This is a genomic window from Ramlibacter sp., assembly GCF_013697775.1.
Taxonomy (GTDB): domain Bacteria; phylum Pseudomonadota; class Gammaproteobacteria; order Burkholderiales; family Burkholderiaceae_C; genus Ramlibacter.
The window spans coordinates 1-4,861 of record NZ_JACCWG010000266.1 but is presented as its reverse complement, the minus strand read 5'-3'; the positions used below and the strand labels follow the sequence as shown (position 1 = coordinate 4,861).

At 71.3% G+C, this 4,861-nt stretch carries 3 protein-coding genes; 1 reads left to right on the top strand and 2 read right to left on the bottom strand.

Going from position 1 to position 4,861, the window contains the following annotated elements; genetic code table 11:
• Positions 1 to 225, top strand: a 225-nt coding sequence (locus tag H0U68_RS13080; RefSeq protein WP_296356250.1) for a hypothetical protein, incomplete at its 5' end; no start/stop codon positions are given.
• 6 nt (positions 226 to 231) lie between these two features.
• Here the strand turns inward: H0U68_RS13080 and H0U68_RS13075 are convergent.
• On the bottom strand, positions 232 to 1,605 hold the full coding sequence (locus H0U68_RS13075; RefSeq protein ID WP_296356248.1) for an efflux transporter outer membrane subunit: 1,374 nt from the start codon (positions 1,603 to 1,605) through the stop codon (positions 232 to 234).
• Complete coding sequence (locus tag H0U68_RS13070; protein ID WP_296356247.1) at positions 1,602 to 4,760, bottom strand: efflux RND transporter permease subunit; 3,159 nt, start codon at positions 4,758 to 4,760, stop codon at positions 1,602 to 1,604. The genes H0U68_RS13075 and H0U68_RS13070 overlap by 4 nt, the downstream gene beginning before the upstream one ends.
• Positions 4,761 to 4,861 lie beyond the last annotated feature (101 nt).

Genomic DNA, 4,861 nt, shown 5'->3' with positions numbered 1-4,861 from the left:
CCGCGGCCCTGCATGCTGGCGCTCACCCGCGCCGACTGGCGCCTGTCCACGCGCGAGCTGGCGCCGGTGCAATGGGAGCTGCTGGCGCGGCTCGACGGCACGGCGACGGTGGGCCAGACATTGGAGGCCGTCATGGCGCTGGGGCTGCGTCCCGCGCCCACACCGGAACTCGCCCGGGTGTGGATCGCCAACTTCGCTGCGCAGGGCCTGCTGGCGCCGGCCTGAGCTTCGTCAGCCGCCGGTCCAGCCGCCGCCCAAAGCGCGGTACAGCTGCACCTGGTTCTGCAGCCGCAGCAGCCGCGTCTGCACCAGCGCCTGCTGCGCCGCGAACAGCGAACGCTGCGCGTCCAGGTCGTCCAGGTAACTGGCCACGCCGCCTTCGTAGCGCAGGCGCGCCAGGCGCAGGCGCACCGTCTCGGCTTCCACCACCGTCGCCTGCGCCTGCTGCTGCTCGCCCAGGAAGTCGCGGCCCGCCAGTGCGTCGGACACTTCGCGGAACGCCGACTGGATGGCGCGCTCGTACTGCGCCACCGCGATGTCGCGCGCGGCCTGCGCCGAGGCGAGCCCCGCGCGGTTGCGGCCGGCATCGAAGAGGGTCTGCACGATGGCGGGCGCCACCGTGAAGCCCCAGGCGCCGCCGGTGAACAGGCCCGACAGCTCGCGGCTGGCGGTGCCGATGCCGGCTGTCAGGCTGATGCGTGGGAAGAACGCCGCGCGCGCCGCGCCGATGTTGGCGTTGGCGGCGACCAGCTGCTGCTCGGCCTGCCGCACGTCGGGCCGGCGCAGCAGCACGTCCGACGGCGTGCCGGCCGGCAGGTCGGCGAACGCCAGGCCGGCAGTGGTGGCCTGGGCCTCGTAGTCCGGCGGCAGCGCCTGGCCGAGCAGCAGGCCCAGTGCGTCGATGTCGAGCGCGCGCTGGCGCTGCAGCTGCGACAGCGTGGCGCGCGCGCTCTCGTAGAGCGACTGCGCCTGGCGGAAATCGATCTCGGACGAGGCGCCGGCCTCGAAGCGCAGGCGCGTGAGCCGCAGCGACTCGGCGCGCGTGGCCAGCGTGTCGCGCGTCAGCGTCAGCAGCTCCTCGTCGGCGCACAGCGACAGCCAGGTGCCGGCCACCTGCGACACCAGGCTGGCCTGCGCCGCCCGGCGGCCTTCCTCGGTCGCCAGGAACTGCGCCAGCGCGGCTTCGCTCAGGCTGGCGATGCGGCCGAACAGGTCGATCTCCCACGAGGTCAGCGCGATGCCCGCGGTGTAGCTGCTGGCGGTGCCGCCACCGGCACTCGGCGCGCGCGAGCCGGTGGCCTGTGCACCCACCGTGGGATAGCGGTCGGCGCGGCGGATGTCGTACTGCGCGCGCGCCTGCTCGATGTTGAGGATGGCGATGCGCAGGTCGCGGTTGTTGGCAAGCGCGGTGCCGATCAGGCCGCGCAGGCGCGCGTCGGTGAAGAAGGCCTGCCAGTCCAGGTCGGCCGCGGCCGCGCCGCCGCCGGCCGCGCCCGGATACGGAAACGCGCCGGGCACCGGCACTGCCGGGCGCTCGTACGCCGGCAGTTGGGAGCAGGCGGCCAGCAGGCCCGCGCAGGCCACGGCGATCAGTGCCCGGTTCATGGCTGGCCCTCCACGGCCGGGGGCGCGTCGAGTTCGTGCGCATACATGCGCCGCTGCCGCTCGCTGTCCTTGAAGAAACGCCGCACGACCACGAAGAACACCGGCACGAACAGCACGGCCAGGGTGGTCGCGGTGATCATGCCGCCCATCACGCCGGTGCCGATGGCGCGCTGGCTGGCCGAGCCGGCGCCGCTGGCGACCACCAGCGGCAGCACGCCCAGGATGAAGGCCAGCGAGGTCATGATGATCGGGCGAAAGCGCAGCCGGCACGCGGCCAGCACCGACTCCACCACGCCCCGGCCCTGCGCGTGCAGGTCCTTGGCGAACTCGATGATCAGCACCGCGTTCTTGGCCGACAGGCCGATGATGGTCACCAGCCCCACCTTGAAGTACACGTCGTTGGGATAGCCGCGCAGGGTGGCGCCCAGCAGCGCGCCGACGATGCCCAGCGGCACCACCAGGATCACCGCCAGCGGGATCGACCAGCTCTCGTACAGCGCGGCCAGGCACAGGAACACGGCCAGCATCGAGAAGCCCAGCAGGATCACGGCCTGCGCGCCTGCCAGCTTTTCCTCGCGCGACTGGCCGGTCCATTCGTAGGCGAAGCCGGCCGGCAGCTGCGCGGCCAGCCGCTCCATCTCCTGCATCGCCTCGCCGGTGCTGTAGCCGGGCGCCGCGTCGCCCGAGATGCGCATGGCTGGATAGCCGTTGTAGCGCACCGTCTGCATCGGCCCGACGATCCAGCGCGTGGTGGCGAAGGCCGACATCGGCACCGCCGCGCCGCGCGCGTTCACCACGTTCACCCGCAGCAGGTCGTCCGGCTGCATGCGTGCCGGCGCGTCGGCCTGAACCACCACGCGCTGCAGCCGCCCGTTGTTGGGGAAGTCGTTCACGTAGGCCGAGCCGAGCGTGGTGGAGATCGCGGCGTTCACCGCGTCGAAGCCCACGCCCAGCGCGGCGGCTTTGTCGCGGTCGATGTCCAGCTGCAGCTGCGGCGCGTCTTCCAGGCCGTCGGGCCGCACGCTGGCCAGCAGCTTGCTCTGGCCGGCCAGGCCCAGCAGCTGGTTGCGCGCGGCGACCAGCGCGGCGCGGCCGTTGCCGCCACGGTCCTGCAGGCGGAAGCTGAAGCCCGAAGCCGCGCCCAGCTCGGGAATGGGCGGCGGGCTCAGCGCGAAGATGAAGGCGTCGCGGATCTTCGACAGCGCGCCGGAAGAGCGGCCGGCCAGCGCCTGGGCCGAGTGTTCCTGGCCCTTGCGGTCGCTCCAGTGCTTGAGCGTGACGAAGGCCAGCGCCGCGTTCTGCCCGGCGCCGGAGAAGCTGAAACCAAGCACGCCGACCATGCTCTGCACCTCGGGCTGCTTGAGGATGAACGCCTCGACCTGCTCCATGACCCTGGTGGTGCGCTGGATCGTCGCGCCCGGCGGCAGCTGCACGTTCACCAGCATGTAGCCCTGGTCCTCGCCGGGCAGGAACGACGACGGCATGCGCAGGAACAGCACGGCGACCGCGGCCACCACCGCCGCGAACACGATCAGCATGCGGCCGGAGCGCTTGAGCAGCGTGGCCACCGTGCTCTCGTAGCGCTCCGAGGTGCGGGTGAAGCCGCGGTTGAAGCGGCCGAAAAACCCGCGCTTCTCATGGTGGTGGCCTGCCTCCACGGGCTTGAGCAGCGTGGCGCACAGCGCCGGCGTGAGCGACAGCGCCATCGCCGCGGAGAAGATGATGGACGACAGCATCACCGCGGAGAACTGCTTGTAGATGTTGCCGACCGCGCCGCCGAAGAAGGCCAGCGGCACGAACACCGACACCAGCACCACCGTCATGCCGATGATGGCGCCCTGGATCTGGCCCATGGCCTTGCGCGTGGCCTCGCGCGGCGGCAGGCCTTCCTCGCTCATGATGCGCTCGACGTTCTCCACCACCACGATGGCGTCGTCCACCACGATGCCGATCACCAGCACCATGCCGAACATGGTCAGCACGTTGATCGAGAAGCCCAGCGCCAGCAGCACGGCGAAGGTGCCCAGCAGCGACACCGGCACCACGACGGCGGGGATCACCGTGTAGCGGAAGTTCTGCAGGAACAGGAACATCACCAGGAACACCAGCACCATCGCTTCGGCCAGCGTCTCGATCACCTGCGCGATGGAGATCTGCACGAAGCGCGAGGTGTCGTACGGGATGTCCCATTTCACGCCCGCCGGGAAGAACTTGGACAGCTCCTGCATGCGCTTGCGGATCGCGTCGGCCGTGGCCAGTGCATTGCCCGAGGGCGCGAGCTGCACGCCGATGCCGGCGGACGGCCGGCCATTCAGCCGCGCCGAGGTGGCGTAGTTCTGCGCCCCGAGCTCCAGCCGCGCCACGTCGCGCATGCGCACCGTGGAGCCGTCGGGGTTGGCGCGCAGCACCACGTTGCCGAACTGCTCCGTCGAATTGAGCTGGCCGTTCACCACCACGGTGGCGGCGATGCCCTGGCCCGGGATGTTCGGCGTGTCGCCGATCAGGCCTGAGGACACCTGCGCATTCTGCGAACGGATAGCCTGGGTCACGTCGGCGGCCGAGAGGTTGAAGGCGACCAGCTTGGCCGGGTCGATCCAGATGCGCATGGCGCGCTCGGTGCCGAACAGCTGGGCCTGGCCGACGCCAGGAATGCGCTGGATTTCCGGCAGCACCGTGCGCGACGCGTAGTCGCCAAGGGCCACCAGGTCGAAGGCCGGGTTGTCGGAGGACAGGGTGGCGAACAGCAGGAAGTTGGAGCGCGCCTTGTCCACGCGCACGCCCTGCTGCGTCACCGCCGGCGGCAGGCGCGGCGCGGCGCGCGACAGCCGGTTCTGCACGTCCACCTGCGCGAGGTCGGGGCTGGTGCCGGTCTCGAAGTACAGGACGATCGAGCCGGAGCCGCTGGCCTGCGCCACCGCTTCCATGTAGATCAGGCCGGGCGAGCCGTTCATCTCCTGCTCGATCACCGACAGCACGCTTTCCTCCAGCGTCTGCGCGGAGGCGCCGGGGTAGGTGGCGCTGACGACGATGGACGGCGGCGCCACGCTCGGGTACTGGGCGACCGGCAGCTTGGTGACGGCCACGATGCCCAGCACCACGATGAACAGCGCGATCACCCACGCGAAGATGGGCCGGTCGATGAAGAACTTGGACATCGGCGATCCTCAGCGCTGCGCCTGCGAGGCGGCGGATGCGGCGGGTGCTGCCGCAGCAGGCGTTGTTGCCGCCGGTGCGGCGGCCGGCGCCGGCGCAGCGC